The following is a 19,226-nucleotide window of genomic DNA, read 5'->3' on the forward strand; positions in this document are numbered from 1 at the left end:
TAAATATAACAACCTAAATAAAAAATGTGACATTTTCAAAAATGATGTTAAAGTCAACTTTTTTCTATTTAATTTCTAGATAACTTTGGCATCTACATTTTATTTTGAACAAAAAACTGCCAATCTAACCTTCATATTAAAGATTAGACTGACAGTCTCTTAAAAATTAATTTTACACAGCTTCTACTGTTTTATGAGATTCTATCAACTTACCAATTTGCTCTGCTACTTCAACAACTCTATTTGAATATCCCCATTCATTATCATACCAAGCGATTACTTTAACTTTATTATCGCCCATAACCATTGTTGATTGTGCATCAATTACTGCAGAATTAGGATTTGTATTAAAATCTACTGAAACAAGTGGTTCACTTTCTACATCCAATACACCATCTAAATTTGCATTTTTGAAAGCGTCATTAATTTGATCAGCTGTTACATTTTGTTCTAAATCTACTACTAAGTCTACAAGAGAAACGTTTTTAGTTGGTACTCTTAATGCCATTCCATGTAATTTACCTTCTACTTCAGGTAGCACTTCTTTTAATGCTTTAGCTGCGCCTGTAGATGTCGGAATAATACTTTCATTACATGAACGTGCTCTACGCAAATCTTTATGCGGATTATCAATATTCTTTTGGTCATTAGTAATTGCGTGTACTGTAGTCATCAGACCGTTCACGATACCAAATTCATCATTTAATACTTTTGCAACTGGGCCAATACAGTTAGTTGTACATGATGCATTACTGAAAATATCGAATTTATTAACATCTAATTTATCATCATTGACACCTTTCACAATCATTTGAACATGGCCACCTTTAGATGGACCTGTTAATAATACTTTTTTTGCACCTGCGTTGATATGTGCAATAGCTTTATCACCATGATTGAATTTACCAGTTGCTTCGATGACAACATCTATATCAAGTTCTTTCCAAGGTAAGTTTTCAGGATTTCTATCAGAAACTAATTTGATATCTTGGTTTTTATAACGAATGCCATTTTCAATGGCTTCTACCTTCTCATCGTACTTACCATGAGTTGTATCATAATTGATAAGATGTGCAATTGTTTCTGGAGGGTAACTTGCATTAATTGCCTTTACGCTTAAGTTTTCATTTTTCAATGCAATTCTTAATACCATTCTACCTATTCTACCCATACCGTTAATTGCTATATTCGTTGTCATTTAAAGCACCCCTTGACCATTAATTTATATGTTATACTTTATGGCATTAGTATAACATAATAAATTACATTTGAAAGCGTTTACCAAAACTTTACAAATACAAATTTTAATCAAACTTAATAAGAATTAGTTATTAAATAACAATGAATTTAAGATTATCAAAACTAAAAAAACAGAAAATTTCTAAAGTAAGTATTCACATAATAAAACCCTAAGGCATTTATTAATGTCTCAGGGTTAATAAAAATCTCTTTTTGAATTATTTCTCGATAAAACCTTTTTCACTAAGCAACCGTTCTAAATTTTGCTTTAGTTCTAGTTTATCTCCAAGATTATCAATCACATGATCTGCCATTCTACTTTTCTTATCAATAGATATTTGGCTATATACTCTTGCTTTTGCTTCCTCTTGAGTTAAATCATTTCTTTCCATTAAACGATCGATTTGAATACTTTCTGATGTGTAAACAAGCCATACTTCATCAACAGTATCTTGCAATTCATTTTCATATAAAAGAGGAATATCCATAATAACATTATGGCCTTCTTTTAAAAATTGTTGCTTCTTTTCTTCCATTATTTCTCTAACTATAGGATGGACTATTTCATTTAACTTAATACGTTCACCTGGATAATTAAATACTAAATCACCCATATATTTTCTGTCCATCTCACCATTTTCATCAATAGCTTCATCGCCAAAAACTTCTCTTACTTTCTCTATACCTGGTGTTCCTTTAGCAACTGCTTCTCTTGCAGCTGTATCAGCATCTACTACTTTAAAACCAAATGCAGTTAACAATTCAGATACAGTTGATTTACCTGATGCGATACCACCAGTAAGTCCTATTACTTTTGACATATTTTCACGCTTCCTTTATTTCTGACAAGTCGGGCAATAGTGACTATTTCTAGATGCGATGACTTGAGTTTCAATTGAGTGCCCACATACCTTGCAATATTTTTGTTTATATACATTCAGATGTAACTGCATTTCCCCTGTTTTACCATCAGCATGACGATAATCGGAAATGCTAGTTCCTCCGTATTTAATACCCTCATTTAATACAGATCGAACATGATAAAACACCATTTCTTTTTCTTGATTTGATAATTCTTGTGTTAGTCTATTAGGTAAAATACCTGCTCTAAATAGCGCTTCACATGCATAAATGTTTCCACAGCCAGATATAACTTTATGATCTAAAATCACTTGTTTAATCGGTTTTTTAGAATAATTCTTTTTATTCGTACAATCTAAAAAATGTTGCAGTGCTTCTTCGTCAAAGGGTTCCGGAGCTATGCTCAAAAATGAAGGATATGAATCAAAACTACTCACATTTCTAATTTCCCCAAAGCGACGAATATCTGAATAGATTAATTTTTTTCCATTATCTAATTCAAAAATAACTTGCCAATGTTTACGATAATTAGGCACATTAATCTCTTCTAAATGATTAACAACGAAGAAACCACCTGCCATACCTAAATGACTAATTAAAATACGTTGCTCTGCATCACGATTAATATAAAATACAATATATTTACTTCTTCGCTCTATTTGGTTAATTGTATAGCCTTCTGTTAAGCGTCGAAAACTTTCGAGTGTCATTCCTTTGATAATCGTCTCTCGTCCATCTTCTTTACCTTTTTTTACATTTTCAGAAAAAGTTATTTTATTAATAGTAGTATTTACGGCAAATGGTTCAATTCCTCTTTTAACATGTTCTACTTCTGGTAATTCCGGCATATTCAAACCTTCCTTTATTTTGCATCATACCACGTCGCACCGTAACTTGAGTCAACTTTTAGTGGCACATCTAATTTTAATGCAGACTCCATAATTTCTTCTACAAACTTACTAAACGATGCTACTTCATCTTTTGGAACTTCAAAGATTAATTCATCGTGAACTTGTAATAATAGTTTCGCGTGATAATCAGTATGTTGTACTTCCTTATTGAATTGCACCATAGCTAATTTGATAATATCTGCCGCACTACCTTGAATTGGCGTATTCATTGCCGTTCTTTCTGCAAAACTTCTTAAATTAAAATTACGACTAGTAATATCTGGAATATATCTACGACGATGTAATAATGTTTCTACAAAACCTTGTGCTTTAGCATCTTTCACAATATCTGACATATACTGTTTGACTCCTGGAAAACTATCTAAATAATCATCAATAAATGCTTTCGCCTTTTTACGTGTAATTCCTAAACTTTGGCTTAACCCATAATCACTAATGCCATACACAATTCCAAAGTTAACTGCTTTCGCTTGTCTACGCATTAAACTATCAACTTCATCCGCTTCCACATCGAAAACCTTCATTGCAGTCGCAGTATGAATGTCATGCCCATTAATAAATGCTTCTTTCATACTTTCATCTTGAGTAATATGAGCTAAAACCCGTAATTCAATTTGAGAATAATCGGCACTTAATATAACACTATCAAATGATGTAGGCTTAAATGCTTTTCTAATTTTCCTACCTTCTTCTAGACGAATAGGTATATTTTGTAAATTTGGATCAACACTTGATAAGCGACCAGTTTGCGCTAATGTTTGGTTAAAACGTGTGTGAATACGATGATCATCACTAATCACTTTTTGTAATCCTTCTACATAAGTAGATTGTAATTTTGATAATTGGCGATATTCTAGAATATAATCAATAATTGGGTGTTGGCCTTGTAACTGTTCCAATACATCGACAGCAGTAGAATAGCCCGTTTTTGTTTTTTTAATCACAGGTAATTCTAGTGTTTCAAACAACACTACGCCAAGTTGTTTTGGAGAATTGATGTTAAATTCTTCACCGGCAGCTTCGTGAATATTTTTAATTAAAACATCTAGCTTTTCTTGTATCTCTTTCTCCATTTGTTGTAAATCTTTAACATCAGTAAAGATTCCAATCTCTTCCATCTCACTTAATATTTCAGCTAACGGTAGTTCTAAATCTGCTAATAATGATTCTTGGTTATATTCTTTCAACTGTTTTTGCATTTCAGCTTTTGATTCACTTACCGCTTCAATTATTGATGCAACATGCTTATTTAAGATCTCATCTTCTGGTACATGATGCTTTTTACCCTTACCATAAATAGTCACGTTATCTTGCACATAATGTTGTCCATATAAAGAAACAACTGAATTCACATCGTCAATCGTTCTTGATGGATCGATGATATAACTAGACAACATCACATCAAACTGGATGTTTTGAATATCGATATCTAGTCTATGTGAAACAACATAAGTTTTCTTAGCATCATAAACAGTTTTGGCTGTATTGGGGTTTTCTAACCAATTGACTAAATCTGAAAATTGCTTAATCTCATCTGCATTAATTACAACATGATGTTCCCCAGTATAAAGTCCAAATTTTAATATATTGTCTTTTAAATAATTACTATCTTCTAGTTCAAAATGAATGGTTGCCTCATCTAAATCTGAAAAATTAATGTGATCAAAATTCGACTCAACTTCAAAAGTTTTATCTTTTTGTTCTTGTGTTGCCTCTACTGAATCTATTTCTGCTAATAGCTGATTAAACTCTAATTTTTTAAAGAGCTCAATTTTTTCAGTTTCATCTAAGTGCTCATCCATTTTAGTATCTTCTAATTTAACTTCGATTGGACTTTCAACATTAATAGTAGCTAAATCTTTACTCATTAAAGCATCATCTTTACTATTTTCAAGCTTTTCTTTAAGCTTTTTACCTGAAACACTTTCTATATTGTCATAGACACCTTCTACAGTATTGAATTGATTTAGTAATTTAATCGCTGTTTTTTCACCTACGCCAGCTACACCTGGTATATTATCAGAAGTATCACCCATTAACCCTTTCATATCAATAATTTGATTTGGTGTTAATCCATTATATTTTTCTGCGATAAATTCAGGTGTATAATGATCAACATCTGTTACACCTTTTTTAGTATAGTAAATTGTGACATGATCCGTAGCGAGTTGCGTTAAATCTCTATCACCTGTAATAATGATAGTTTCAAACCCAGCTTTGTCCGCTTCTCTACTCAAAGTACCAATTATATCATCTGCTTCATAATTCTCTAATTCATATCTTTTTATGTGATATGCATCTAATAATTGACGAATATATGGAAATTGTTCACTTAATTCAGGTGGTGTCTTTTGTCTGCCACCTTTATATTCACTATATTTAGAATGTCTGAAAGTTGTTTTACCTGCATCAAACGCCACTAAAAAGTGATTAGGTTGTTCTTCTTTAAGAATTTTTTCTAGTAACATCGCAAAGCCATATACTGCATTTGTATGTATGCCTGCCTTATTTGAAAGTAATGGCAAAGCATAGAATGCTCTAAAACTTAAACTATTACCATCAATTAATACTAATTTATTCACGTTATAAACCTCCAGCACATATTTAAATATATTTTAGCATAAACAATGTATGGTCATTAAACATAAAGTACCATTGCCTCACAATTCATATAACTAAAATAAGAACCACATACCTATATGAATTCAATCAATAGGGTGTGGTTCTTAATATTTTTAATCTTCATCAATAAACGTCACTTTAAAGGTCGAACCTTCATTTAAGCGACTAACTACACTAATTCTTCCATTATGTGCTTCAACAATGTGCTTAGTGATTGATAATCCTAACCCAGTACCTCCAGAATCTCTACTTCGTGCTTTATCAACTCGATAAAATCTTTCGAAAATATGTTTCTGTTCCTCAGCACTAATCCCTATACCGAAGTCTTGAATTTCTAAGTTTACTTTTTTACCTTCACGATACACACTTACTATGACTTTATTATCATTGGTTGAATAATTGATAGCATTTGACAATAAATTCGTAATAACTTGAGCAATTTTATTTTCATTTGCTTTGAAAATAACGTCCTGTTCAATATTAGATTCAATTGTTATATTTTTATTCTGAGCTTGATTTTGTAAATTATCTATCGTTGTATAAGCTAATTCTGATAAATTCATATAACTCGTTGTAATTTCATTTTGTTGTTCAATATGGGATAAATCTAGTAAATCCATCACAAGTGATTCAATTCTGTTTGATTCTTTCAAGATGATATTCAAGAACATATTAAGCGAATCTTCATCATTTTTCGCACCTTCAATTAACGTTTCAGCGAATCCTTTAATTGAAGTAATTGGTGTTTTAAGTTCATGAGATACATTTGCTACAAATTCTCGACGTAGATTTTCTAACTTTTGCAAATTAGTAATATCATGTAATACAACAACCATACCTTGTAGCTTTTTCTTTGATTTAGAAAGAATTGGTACACATGATACATCAAAATATTTTGTGTGAACATTATTAATATCTACTTCAATCTGTTCATAAATCACTTTCTCAGTTCTAAAACTTTCCATGATTAATTTTTCGATTTTATCATTTATAAAACCAATATAACTTTTATTTTCCACACTTTGATCCGGACTAAATACTTCATAGTATGCCGAGTTTGCCACGACAATTTCACCATGCTTATCAATCATTAGCACTGAACTAGGTATATTTTCCAATGTCGTTTTCAATCTATTAGATTGAATTTTTTGTCTGTTATTTAATTTTTGTAGACGTCTAGCAAGCTCATTGGTTGTTACAAACAAAGCCTTAGTCTCTTTGACATTACTTTCAGGTACACGAACATGATAATAACCATCTGCTAGTAATGACGTAGCATATGTCACTTCATTTATAGGTCGAATATATGTACGGTTGATACTTCTACTAGCTAGATAAACTGTGATTAATACAATCACACCTACAATTGATAGATACTTCCACATTTCTTTTTGCAGGTCTAATATTTCATCATTAATACCACTTATGTAAACAGTTTTATCATCAATTTGACTTTTGAAAGTATACTTCAAACCAAGTTTTGTATTTTTATGAATTAACTGTGAAGGATTAGCTTCGTTATCTATGCGTTTATCTATTTTTTCTTTTTTATTTGTCGTAAATATCACTTTATCATTTTTTTTGATAACGATGATATTTTCTTGATTATTTGCAATATTTTTAATTTCACTTTTTTTATTATCATTATATAAACTAACATAGTTACGTGCTTCTTTTTCGAGTTCTTTAGTTTGATTTTGAGTTAATGTTTGATAAATCATGTTGTGGACAATAGCACCTAAACCTATAAAACTAATAATCGTAATGGTACTAATTAATATTAAAAGACGATGGTGAAATTTCAACATTAACTTTTAGGACGCTCCAATTTATAGCCTAATCCTCTTACAGTTTTAATCAATTTAGGTTGTTTAGGGTTTTCTTCTAATTTGTCTCTCAAATGACTAATATGGACATCAACGATACGAGAATCACCAGCGAACTCATAATTCCATACAGAATTCAACATATGTTCTCTTGTAATGACACGACCTTGTCGTTCAATAAGATAAAGTAATAATTCAAATTCCTTTGGTGTGAGTTCTAATAACTCATCATCTTTATATACTTCGAAAAATTCAGGACGAATGCGAATTGAATCAATAATAATATCCTCATCATCCGTCTCATTATGCTCGACTTCATTTACAAATTGTGAACGTCTTAATATTGCTTTAACTCTTGCCACGACTTCTCTAGGTGAGAAAGGTTTAGTCATATAGTCATCAGCACCCAGTTCCAAACCTAATACTCTATCAAATTCATCATCTTTAGCAGTTAGCATAAGAATAGGTACTAAATTTTTATCAGATCTAATTGTTTTACAAACTTCAATACCATCTTTTTTCGGTAACATGACGTCTAATACAATTAAATCTGGTTGAGACGATTCAACCTTTTGTAGTGCTTCTTCACCGTCATAGGCTACTTCTACTATGTATCCAGCTGTTTCTAAATTATATTTAAGTAACGTAACGATCGATTGTTCATCGTCAACGACTAATACTTTTTGTGACATGATGTGCCTCCCCCATTTAAATTACATGTTTATTATAACTGATGTTTAAATACAAATAACATACCTACACATCAAATTTACATAAACTTAACAATCCATTTAATATGCTACTTATATTAAGGTAACATTGGATTAATATTGTCATTTCATTAATTAAACTATCATTTTTTTATAAAAAATGATATTAAAACACTAGGAATTTACAAAAACTTAATAAAAAAACGGATTGGTTTCCCAATCCGTTTACTTTAATAACATCTATTATTTTAAGTTTTTGATTAATTCGTCAGCAAACTCAGAAGTTGATACTTCAGTCGCACCATCCATTAGACGAGCGAAGTCATAAGTAACAATTTTAGAAGCAATTGTTGCTTCAATAGAGTCTGTAATTTTATCAGCAGCTTCTTGCCATCCTAAATGTTCTAACATTAATACTGAACTTAATAGTTCAGAAGATGGATTTACTTTGTTTAAACCAGCATATTTAGGCGCTGTTCCGTGAGTAGCTTCAAAGATAGCATGACCTGTTTCGTAGTTGATATTTGCACCTGGTGCAATACCAATTCCTCCAACTTGGGCAGCTAACGCATCTGAAATATAGTCACCATTTAAATTCATTGTAGCAACAACTTCATGTTCAGATGGACGAGTTAAGATTTGTTGTAAGAAGATATCAGCGATTGAGTCTTTAACAATAATTTTACCTTCTTGTTCAGCTTTTGATTGAGCTTCATTCGCAGCATCTTTACCTTCTTTTTCTACAATTTCATCATATTGTTGCCAAGTGAATACTTGATCAGCAAATTCATTATGAGCTAAATCGTAACCCCATTGTTTAAATGAACCTTCAGTAAATTTCATAATGTTACCTTTGTGAACTAAAGTTACTGCTTTACGATTGTTATCGATTGCGTATTGGATAGCAGCTCTAACCAATCTTTCAGTACCTTCTTTAGAAACTGGTTTAATACCAATACCTGAAGTTTCAGGGAATCGAATATTAGTTGCTCCCATTTCATCTTGTAAGAAATCTATCACTTTTTTAACTTCAGGCGTACCTTCTTTGAATTCAATACCTGCATAGATATCTTCAGTATTTTCACGGAAAATAACCATATCTACGTCTTGAGGACGTTTAACTGGTGACGGTACACCTTGGAACCAACGTACAGGACGTAAGCAAGTGAATAAATCTAATTCTTGTCTTAATGCTACATTTAATGAACGAATACCGCCACCAATTGGTGTAGTTAATGGCCCTTTAACAGCAATTAGATATTCTTTAATTGTGTCTAAAGTTTCTTGTGGTAACCATTCACCAGTATTGTCATATGCTTTTTGTCCAGCTAAAACTTCTTTCCATTCGATACGTTTTTCACCATTATAAGCTTTTTCAACTGCAGCATCGATAACACGACTTGCTGCTTTCCAAATATCTGGTCCAATTCCGTCACCGATAATGAAAGGAATGATTGGTTCGTTTGGTACATTTAATCCATCTTTAGTTTGAGTAATTTTTTCTGCTGTCATAAAATTTGACCTCCAAGTAATTTGTTTAAATTCACCTAATACTATAGATGATTTGATTATCTTTCTTCAATAGGAACATATTTACGATTCGTTTCACCAATGTAGTTTGCTCTTGGACGCATGATTCTATTATCTCTGTATTGTTCAAGAATGTGTGCAATCCAACCAGATGTACGACTTACTGCGAAGATTGGTGTAAATAAATCATGTGGAATATCCATACTGTGATAAACAGTCGCACTAAAGAAATCAACGTTAGGAATTAATCCTTTTTCTTCTTTCATACGTTTTTCAATAGCTAATGACATCTCATATAATTCACTTTGTCCAGTTTCTTCAGTAATTTTTCTACTCATCTCTCGTAAATATTTAGCACGAGGGTCGCCTTCTTTATATACACGGTGACCGAAGCCCATAATTTTCTCTTTATTTGCTATTTTTTCGTCTAAATAGTTATCTACATTATCTAATGAACCTACTTCAGATAACATAGCCATAACGCGTTCATTAGCACCACCATGTAAAGGCCCTTTTAATGAACCAACAGCAGCTACAATACCTGAATACATATCAGATAAAGAAGATACTGCACAACGAGCTGTGAATGCTGATGCATTTAATTCGTGATCAGCATGTAAGATTAATGCTTTGTTAAATGCTTCTTCTTCAATATCAGTAGGTAATTCACCTTTTAACATGTATAAGAAGTTTCCAGCATAGCTTAAATCTGAATTTGGTTTTAATGGTTCTTTACCTTCACGTACACGTGAAAATGCTGTTACTAATGATGCGATTTTTGCTTGAATACGAATTGCTCTTTCATATTTCTTTTCATCTGCTTCATCTTCAGCGTCTGGATCAAAATGAGCAATGTATGATACTGAAGTACGTAATGCAGTCATTGGATGTACTTTGTCAGTTACATACTCTTCAAAATGTTTATACACTCTAGGATTAAGTGTCATATACTCATATAATTTTGATTTAAGTTCTTGTAATTCGTCTTTAGTTGGCAATCTATAGTTCCATAATAAAAAGATGATTTCTTCAAATTGGGCATTTTCTGCAAGATCGTCAATATCATATCCTGCGTATGTTAATTGACTATCGATGATTGAGCTGATTTTAGTTTCAGCTGCAATTACCCCTTCCAAACCTCTTTGTAATTCTGCCATGATAAATTTCCCCTTTACTATTTCTTTATGAAATGGCTTTCAACTAGTATTATAGCTAATTATTAAGTTTTTGTGAAACAAAATAAATTACTATATATATGTAAGTTTGGTATTGATTCATATATAACTTAAATGTTAAAAATGTTCTAAGTACCATGAAACCAACATTTTGGCCTTTTAAATTATTTTGAAAATTAAATTGAATACAAAGTTTTTATTTGGTTATCATGCTTGATTATAAATTGCTAATTATCTCGAAGTGTATTTTAACACTTTTTTAATAAATAAATTGTATAAAAAGCGATTTAAGTGCATAATATAATTATCTAAAAGTAAGGGAGAGGTCTTATGGCTGATAATCTACAAAGAGAATTGAGCAATCGCCATGTGCAATTAATTGCCATTGGAGGCGCTATTGGGACAGGATTATTCCTGGGCGCTGGACAAACGATTGCCATGACGGGTCCCTCAATACTACTCACGTACATTTTTATTGGATTCATGCTATTCATGTTTATGCGTGGATTAGGCGAAATTATTATTCAAAACACAAATTTCAAATCTTTTGCGGACGTAACTAATACATATATAGGTCCATTTGCAGGATTTGTTACTGGGTGGACATATTGGTTATGTTGGATAATAACTGGTATGGCAGAGGTTACCGCAGTAGCTAAATATGTTAGTTTCTGGTTCCCACATATACCTAACTGGATTAGCGCATTATTCTGTGTACTTATTTTAATGTCATTTAACTTGTTAAGTGCTAAGTTATTTGGAGAATTAGAGTTTTGGTTCTCGATTGTTAAAATTGTAACCATTATAGGGTTAATAATCGTTGGTGCTATTATGATTTTATTTGCATACAAAACACAATTTGGACATGCAAGTTTAACTAATCTATATAACCACGGTATATTCCCTAAAGGTGCATCAGGTTTCTTCATGTCATTCCAAATGGCAGTGTTCTCGTTCGTTGGTATCGAAATGATTGGTGTAACTGCCGGTGAAACAAAGGATCCTGAGTCAACTATTCCTAAGGCAATTAACAGCGTACCAATTCGAATTTTAATTTTTTACGTCGGTGCCCTAGCAGTGATCATGTCAATCATTCCTTGGGATAAAGTCGACCCAGATAATAGTCCATTTGTTAAATTATTTACACTTATTGGTATTCCATTTGCAGCTGGTTTAATCAACTTTGTTGTATTAACTGCTGCAGCATCATCATGTAATAGTGGTATTTTCTCAAACAGTAGAATGTTGTTCGGATTATCTGATAATAAACAGGCACCACCTGCATTTAGCAAGACAAACAAAAACGGTGTGCCACATGTAGCAATTATTGGATCTTCTGCATTACTATTAATTGCAGCATTATTGAATTACATTTTCCCAGATGCAACATTGGTGTTCACATATGTAACAACATTATCTACAGTATTGTTCCTAATCGTATGGGCGTTAATTATCATTGCTTATATTAATTACAGTAGTAAAAATCCAGAATTACACAAGGCGTCTACATATAAATTACCTGGTGGTAAATATATGGGCTACGTCATCTTATTATTCTTTATCTTAGTATTCGGTTTACTATTTGTTAATGAAACAACTAGACGCGCAATTTATTTAACACCTTTATGGTTTGTATTATTAGGATTAATGTATTGGAGATATAAAAAAGCAAGTACAGAATCTAAATAACGTTAAACTTTAAACAAGTAAATAATTAGCCAGTAAATGATTTATCATCAAATCATTTACTGGCTTTTTTTATTTAATATCACACACTTACATACAATCTAAATTTTTCTTCCATAGCCCCACCATACATATTTATCTCATTTAGATATTAGAAAAGTGAACTGATTTTATGACAAACTGGTTAAATAGCAAAATCACCACTTCCAAACAATTATATTTGGAAGTGGTGATTCTAATTTCATCATCAATCTATTTAATTAATGTGTTAATGATTAAAGTACGTTAGCATATCCTTCGAATACTTTACCATTTGCTGCATCTACAGTAACTAACATATCGTCTTTAATTTCTTTAGTAGCATTTTCAACACCCACTACTGTTGGTATACCTTTTTCTAAACCAACAATAGCACTTGGAGATGTAATACCATTTTCTTCAGTAATTAAACCAATAGCTTGATCTACGTATGGTACTAATGTTTCATCTACTGAGTTAGTAACGATAATTTTATCACTTAGATCAACGCCTTTTAAATCACTTGCAGAATCAGCGACAACAGCAGTACCTACTACTGAACCACGACCTACACCTTGACCTTTAGCAATTTCGTCTCCAACTAAGTGGATTTTCATCATATTTGTTGTACCTTTTTCACCTGTTGGTACACCTGCAGTAATGATGATTAAATCACCATTTTGAACTCTTTCAGTTTCAACAGCAGTTGCTACTGCATTATTTAATAATGCATCAGTATTTTTACGTCCTTCTTTAACTACTGGATAAACACCCCATACAATAGCACATTGACGTGCAGTTTTTTCACTTGGTGTTACAGCAATAATATCTGAATGTGGACGGTATTTAGAAATTGTACGCGCTGTTGAACCACTTTCTGTTGCTGCTACAATCGCTTTAACATTTAAGTTTAAAGCTGTATGTGCCACTGAGATACCAATTGCATTCACTAATGATGTTTCAACTAATTTAGTTCTGTCAGATAGTAATTTTTTATAATCTTGAGCAGCTTCAGCAGATACTGCAATGTTTCTCATTGTTTTAACTGCTTCTTCTGGATATAAACCAGCAGCTGTTTCACCAGATAACATTACTGCATCTGTACCATCATAGATTGCGTTAGCCACGTCACTCGCTTCTGCACGAGTTGCACGTGGATTACGTTGCATGGAATCAAGCATTTGTGTAGCTGTGATAACTGGTTTACCTAATTTATTACATTTTCTAATTAAGTCTTTTTGAACCATTGGTACTTTTTCAGGTGGAATTTCAACACCCATATCACCACGAGCTACCATTAAACCATCAGAAACTTCAAGAATTTCTTCGATATTATCGATACCTTCTTGGTTTTCAATTTTAGGGAAAATAGTAATATTTGCTTTTTCTTGTTCTAAGATTTCACGAATATCTAAAACGTCACTTGGACGACGAACGAAGCTTGCTGCGATGAAATCTACATCTTCTTTGATACCAAATCTAATGTCGTCTGCATCTTTGTCAGTAATACCTGGTAAGTTTACTTTTACACCTGGTAAGTTAACACCTTTTTTATTTTTTAATTCACCACTATTTAAGATGTCACATTTAACTTCACCTTTATCATGGTCAATGTCTTTAACTTGTAATTCAACTAAACCATCATCTAATAAAATATATGAACCTACTTGAACATCGTTAATTAAGTTGTCGTAAGTTACAGAGAATTTCTCTGGAATACCTTCAACTTCTGTCATGCTTACAATAACTTCTTTACCTTTTTCTAATTCGATGATGCCATCTTTCATGTTATGTGTACGAATTTCTGGTCCTTTTGTATCTAAAAGGATAGCTACTGTTTTATTTAAACGTTTAGCAACTTTACGAATTGTATCAATTCTACCTTTATGTTCTTCATGGCTTCCGTGTGAAAAGTTCAAACGTGCCACGTTCATACCAGCATTCATTAATTTTTCAAGCATTTCTTCTGATTCTGAAGCTGGCCCAATAGTACATACAATTTTAGTCTTTCTCATTTTAAAATCCTCCTGAAATTTATATAGATAACTCTTTAGCTAGTTGATAAATTTGTTGATCAAACTTATGAGTTGAATGACCAAATATTTCATCGAATGGTGTCGCTGTTAATTGGTTATGTTTAATACCAACACCTTTGGCAGTTTCACCTTTCTTTAATAATTCAACGGCATGACCACCTAATCTAGATGCTAAAACACGGTCAGCTCCTGAAGGGCTACCTCCACGTTGAATGTGTCCTAATACTGATACTCTTGTATCAATATTAATATATTTACTTAATTCATCAGCACATTCTTGACCGCTCATACATCCTTCAGCAACCATAACGATTGAATGTTTTTTACCACGTTTGATACCTTGCTCAATTTTTTCAGCTACTTCTTTAATATCTGTATCAACTTCTGGTACGACAATCGTTTCAGCTCCTACAGATAAGCCTGCCCATAGTGCTAAGTCACCACAATCACGACCCATTACTTCAACGATAAATGTTCTAGCATGACTTGATGCTGTATCACGAATTTTATCGACTGAATCAATGATCGTATTAAGTGCTGTATCGAATCCAATCGTAAAATCAGTACCGTTAATATCATTATCAATTGTACCAGGAATACCAATGGTTTGTATTTCTTTACACTCTTCACTTATACGTTGAGCGCCACGGTAACTGCCATCCCCGCCAATGACTACTAAGCCTTCAATTTCTCTTTTACGTAGATTGTTAATAGCAACTTTACGTACTTCTTCTTCTTTAAATTCAGGACATCTTGCTGAGAATAAGAATGTCCCACCACGTTGGATAGTATCTCCAACTGATCCTAATTCAAGTTTATGAATATCATCTTCTACTAATCCTTGATAACCGTGATATACACCATAAACTTCAATATTATTGTAAATTGCTGTACGTACAACTGCTCTAACGGCAGCATTCATCCCCGGTGAATCTCCACCGCTAGTCAAAACTGCAATTTTCTTCATGACGACATACCTTTCTATAACTAGATTTATCTTCAACTCTAAATTACCACAAATTTTTTACTACTTCCATCAAAAGAAAGGACTTATATTGATGTAAACGTTTTTAATTATGACTTTTATTTTAACGATAATAAAAATAGAGCAATAGTCTATAAAATGACTACTACTCTATTCCTCTTATTCTATAAAAGAACCAATATTTCTAAATTTATTAAAGCGATCTTCAGCTAATTGTTCTTTATCAAGTTGTTCTAATTCATTTAAATGAGCAACAAACGCATCTTTAATAGATTGTGCTTGAACTTCTATTTCTTTATGTGCACCGCCAAGTGGCTCATTAATCACATCATCTATTACATTTAATTCATGTAAGTCATGTGCTGTGATTTTCATTGTTTCTGCAGCAATTTTAGCTAAATTACTATCTTTCCATAGTAATGCTGCTGCACCTTCTGGAGAAATTACAGAGTATGTACTGTTTTCAAGCATTAATACTCTGTTAGCAATACCAATACCAAGGGCACCACCACTTCCACCTTCACCAATAACGACTGCAATGACAGGTACTTTTAAAGAAGCCATTTCTATTAAATTAGTGGCAATCGATTCACTTTGACCTCTTTCTTCAGCTGCTTTACCAGGGTATGCACCTTTCGTGTCAATAAATGTGAATATTGGTCGATTAAACTTTTCAGCCTGTTTCATAAGTCTTAATGCTTTTCGGTATCCCTCTGGATGAGCCATACCAAAATTGCGATATATATTGTCTTTAGTATCTTTACCACGTTGTTGGCCAACAACAGTAACTGCTTTACCGTTTAAATAACCAATACCGCCAATCATAGCTGGATCATCTCTAAAGTTACGATCTCCATGTAATTCTATAAAAGAATCAAATATCATAGGAATATAGTCTAAGGATGTTGGTCTTTCTTGTAATCTAGCTATTTGTACCCTATCCCATGGTTTTAAATTTGTATAAACCTTTTTTGTTTCACGTTCTAAAGAAGCTTCAAGCATATCGATTTCTTCTTGTAAATCAACATCATTCTTTTCTTGAGATTCTTTCAACGAATCAATTTTCTTTCTAATTTCAAAAAGTGGCTTTTCAAAATCAAGCATTAGCTTTTCACCTCTTGATGTAGATTTAATATATTTGCAAGTGTTGTTCTCATATCTTTACGATGTATCACTTTATCGAGTTGACCATGTTCTAATAAAAATTCTGAAGTTTGGAAATCCTCAGGTAATTTTTCATTAATGGTTTGTTCAATAACACGTCGTCCAGCAAAACCAATTAATGCTTTGGGTTCACTTAAATTAATATCGCCAACTGATGCAAAACTTGCAGACACGCCACCAGTTGTAGGATTCGTGATATATGAAATATATAATAATCCTGCGTCAGAATGTTTTTTTAATGACACACTCGTTTTACCCATTTGCATTAATGAAATAATACCTTCTTGCATACGAGCGCCACCACTAGCAGAGAATAAAATAAACGGCAAACGATGTTCAGTACAATAATCAATAATTCGACAAATTTTTTCACCTACAACTGATCCCATACTACCCATTCTAAATCGTGCATCCATTACTGCTACACCGTATTCAATTCCTTCTAATTTAGCAGTTCCAGTAACAACTGCTTCATTTAGATCTGTCTTTTTCTGATCCTTTTCAATCTTTTCAATGTATCCAGGAAAATCTAAAGGATTAGCAGATGTCATGCCTTTATCAAATTCATTAAATGTACCTTCATCCGAAATCGCTTCGATTCTTTTGTACGCAGATAATGAAATATGATGGTCACAATTAAAGCATACATTTAGGTTCTCATCTAATTCTTTGGTATACATGATCTTTTTGCATTTAGGACATTTAGTCATGATTCCTGCTGGCACATCATTTTGTTTAGAATCTTGAACTGTTAGATATTTCTTTTTCTTTGTTCGATTAAAAAAATCTTTAAACATAGGAAAACCTCCAAAAACCTCTGACCTTTATAAGGATTAAATTTATACTCATGAAGCATTTATAATTATGTATAGTGATAAAGTACTATAACGACATTTGTAACCTACACGTTATAAATGTCGTTATATTTAAACTTCATCCAAATATAATATTCTATATGAATATATTTATCAATATTATTTTAAGTCTGTTAATTTCATTGTTTTATCATACACATCTTGTGGATTAACTTCAATTCGAGCTACTCCTGATTCCATCGCCGCTTTGGCAACTTCGCGAGCTACAGATGGTGCAACACGTTTGTCAAATGGTCCAGGAATGCAATAATTCAGTTCTAATTCTTTACTGTCGATTAAGTCTGCAATTGCTTCTACTGCAGCTTTTTTCATTTCTTCATTAATATGGGTTGCTTCAGTATCCAATGCACCTCTAAATATACCTGGGAAAGCTAATACATTATTAATTTGGTTTGGATAATCTGAACGTCCAGTTCCAACAACTTTGGCACCAGCGTCTTTAGCATCGTTCGGATTGATTTCAGGATTAGGATTTGCCATTGCAAATATAATTGGATCTTTGGCCATACTCTCTACCATTTCTTTAGAAAGTAAATCTGCTATAGATACACCTATAAATACGTCAGCATCTTTAATGACTTCGCTAAGCTCGCCTTCAGTTTTATCTTTGTTTGTCCATTTAGCGACATATTCTTTCGTATCATTCATGCCATAGCTTCTGCCTTCAAATATAGCACCTCTTGAATCACACATAACCATATTTCTAACACCATAAGAATATAATAGCTTCACAATAGCTATTCCTGCTGCACCTGCTCCATTTAGAACTACTTTGATATCTGATAAATCTTTATCAACTATTCTAAGAGCATTGATTAATCCTGCCATTGTGACTATTGCTGTTCCATGTTGATCGTCATGGAAAACCGGAATATTTGTTTCTTTTTTCAATCGTTCTTCAATTTCAAAGCAACGTGGTGCTGAGATATCCTCTAAGTTTATACCACCGTAATTGGGTTGGATTAATTTAACTGTATTAATAATTTCCTCAGTATCTGTTGTATCAAGTGCATTAGGCACACCATTCACACCAGCAAAACTTTTAAATAATACAGCTTTACCTTCCATAACAGGAATACTAGCTTCCGGGCCAATGTTCCCTAAACCTAATACTGCTGTTCCATCAGTAACTACCGCTACTGTATTACCTTTAATTGTATAGTCATATACTTTTCTTTCATCTTCATGAATTTCTTTACATGGTTCAGCAACACCTGGTGAATAGGCTAAACTTAATTCTTCTTTATTAGTAACTTTAACATTAGGTGTTACTTCTAATTTACCTTGGTTTTCTTTATGCATTTCTAGTGCTTCGTCTCTTAAAGACATCAAAAATCAACCCCTATTTATTTAGTTATAAGAATTAGATGATGCTAGTTATCATTCGTTTATTATTATAATACGTTTTCACATTCTAATAATAATGAATTGCTTACCTACAGGTTCTAGAGTGAATTAAAACTAGCAATGATTTAATTATCAGTCACTACTTTTATAATTATTTTTTCTGCTGATCATTCATATTTTATCATTAATCAATGAATAAGATAATGACATTTACAAACAAATAGAACAAAAAACAATTATA

The 19,226-nt window shown here is 32.3% G+C and carries 14 protein-coding genes; 1 reads left to right on the top strand and 13 read right to left on the bottom strand.

What is annotated here, in order from left to right; all coding sequences use genetic code 11:
- Positions 1-172 precede the first annotated feature (172 nt).
- The 8 genes from gap to ACZ267_RS09560 form a co-directional block, all read right to left on the bottom strand.
- A complete protein-coding gene (gene gap, locus ACZ267_RS09525) occupies positions 173-1,198 on the bottom strand; it encodes a type I glyceraldehyde-3-phosphate dehydrogenase (protein ID WP_002466024.1) in 1,026 nt (341 codons plus the stop codon).
- A 259-nt stretch (positions 1,199-1,457) separates the two neighbouring features.
- Positions 1,458-2,060: a dephospho-CoA kinase gene (gene coaE / locus ACZ267_RS09530; protein WP_002466017.1), complete on the bottom strand. Its 603-nt coding sequence runs from the start codon at positions 2,058-2,060 to the stop codon at positions 1,458-1,460.
- A 15-nt stretch (positions 2,061-2,075) separates the two neighbouring features.
- Complete coding sequence (gene mutM / locus ACZ267_RS09535; RefSeq protein WP_002466023.1) at positions 2,076-2,948, bottom strand: bifunctional DNA-formamidopyrimidine glycosylase/DNA-(apurinic or apyrimidinic site) lyase; 873 nt, start codon at positions 2,946-2,948, stop codon at positions 2,076-2,078.
- 14 nt (positions 2,949-2,962) lie between these two features.
- Complete coding sequence (gene polA, locus ACZ267_RS09540) at positions 2,963-5,593, bottom strand: DNA polymerase I (protein ID WP_079449031.1); 2,631 nt, start codon at positions 5,591-5,593, stop codon at positions 2,963-2,965.
- A gap of 153 nt (positions 5,594-5,746) precedes the next feature.
- A complete protein-coding gene (gene pnpS / locus ACZ267_RS09545) occupies positions 5,747-7,441 on the bottom strand; it encodes a two-component system histidine kinase PnpS (protein WP_015364916.1) in 1,695 nt (564 codons plus the stop codon).
- Positions 7,441-8,151: a response regulator transcription factor gene (locus ACZ267_RS09550; RefSeq protein ID WP_002467392.1), complete on the bottom strand. Its 711-nt coding sequence runs from the start codon at positions 8,149-8,151 to the stop codon at positions 7,441-7,443. Before ACZ267_RS09550 ends, pnpS begins: the two co-directional genes overlap by 1 nt.
- Before the next feature lie 261 nt (positions 8,152-8,412).
- Positions 8,413-9,681, bottom strand: a complete 1,269-nt coding sequence (gene icd, locus ACZ267_RS09555) for an NADP-dependent isocitrate dehydrogenase (protein ID WP_002452219.1) — start codon at positions 9,679-9,681, stop codon at positions 8,413-8,415.
- A gap of 56 nt (positions 9,682-9,737) precedes the next feature.
- Positions 9,738-10,856 (bottom strand): citrate synthase, encoded by a 1,119-nt coding sequence (locus ACZ267_RS09560; protein WP_002467394.1) that lies wholly within the window; start codon positions 10,854-10,856, stop codon positions 9,738-9,740.
- A gap of 348 nt (positions 10,857-11,204) precedes the next feature.
- Between ACZ267_RS09560 and ACZ267_RS09565 the strand changes: the two genes are divergently transcribed.
- Positions 11,205-12,563: an amino acid permease gene (locus tag ACZ267_RS09565; protein ID WP_015364915.1), complete on the top strand. Its 1,359-nt coding sequence runs from the start codon at positions 11,205-11,207 to the stop codon at positions 12,561-12,563.
- A 272-nt stretch (positions 12,564-12,835) separates the two neighbouring features.
- On the opposite strand, the gene pyk is transcribed toward ACZ267_RS09565, so the two are convergent.
- The 5 genes from pyk to ystJ all read right to left on the bottom strand — a co-directional run bounded on the left by pyk (position 12,836) and on the right by ystJ (position 18,967).
- Positions 12,836-14,593, bottom strand: a complete 1,758-nt coding sequence (gene pyk / locus ACZ267_RS09570; RefSeq protein ID WP_079449032.1) for a pyruvate kinase — start codon at positions 14,591-14,593, stop codon at positions 12,836-12,838.
- A gap of 19 nt (positions 14,594-14,612) precedes the next feature.
- Entirely contained in the window at positions 14,613-15,581 is a 969-nt protein-coding gene (pfkA, locus tag ACZ267_RS09575; protein ID WP_002465451.1) for a 6-phosphofructokinase, read from the bottom strand.
- Positions 15,582-15,758: 177 nt separating this feature from the next.
- Positions 15,759-16,703, bottom strand: coding sequence for an acetyl-CoA carboxylase carboxyltransferase subunit alpha (locus ACZ267_RS09580; RefSeq protein ID WP_002465450.1), 945 nt, complete (start codon positions 16,701-16,703; stop codon positions 15,759-15,761).
- Positions 16,703-17,560 (bottom strand): acetyl-CoA carboxylase, carboxyltransferase subunit beta, encoded by an 858-nt coding sequence (gene accD, locus ACZ267_RS09585; RefSeq protein ID WP_002465452.1) that lies wholly within the window; start codon positions 17,558-17,560, stop codon positions 16,703-16,705. Before accD ends, ACZ267_RS09580 begins: the two co-directional genes overlap by 1 nt.
- A gap of 177 nt (positions 17,561-17,737) precedes the next feature.
- Entirely contained in the window at positions 17,738-18,967 is a 1,230-nt protein-coding gene (ystJ, locus tag ACZ267_RS09590) for an NADP-dependent malic enzyme (RefSeq protein WP_079449033.1), read from the bottom strand.
- Positions 18,968-19,226 lie beyond the last annotated feature (259 nt).

Source organism: Staphylococcus sp. AC872 (assembly GCF_979255425.1).